The organism is Pantoea sp. SIMBA_079, assembly GCF_046940275.1.
GTDB classification, from domain to species: domain Bacteria; phylum Pseudomonadota; class Gammaproteobacteria; order Enterobacterales; family Enterobacteriaceae; genus Pantoea; species Pantoea borealis.
This window is the reverse complement of the sequence record NZ_JAWRYR010001009.1, coordinates 1-230: the sequence shown is the minus strand read 5'-3', so window position 1 is coordinate 230 and position 230 is coordinate 1. Positions and strand designations below refer to the sequence as shown.

Genomic DNA, 230 nt, shown 5'->3' with positions numbered 1-230 from the left:
AAGGCCGCCGCTCCGGACGGCAAGCTCTACCTCACGCCTGCCACAGCGCTCGCCGACGTGCTCTACTACCGGTCCGACTGGTTCGACCAGGCCGGTCTCAGCACGCCGACCACCTGGAGCGACTTCTTCGGTGCGGCGAACGCCCTGACCGACCCGTCGGCCGGCCGATTCGGCTACACCATCCGAGGCGGCGCCGGCTTCTTCCCGCAGTTCGTCCAGATGGTCTACCC

At 68.7% G+C, this 230-nt stretch carries 1 protein-coding gene; it reads left to right on the top strand.

The window, feature by feature from the left end; genetic code table 11:
- Nucleotides 1-230: extracellular solute-binding protein (locus SB719_RS22965; protein ID WP_412160160.1), on the top strand; the 230-nt coding region annotated here is incomplete at both ends.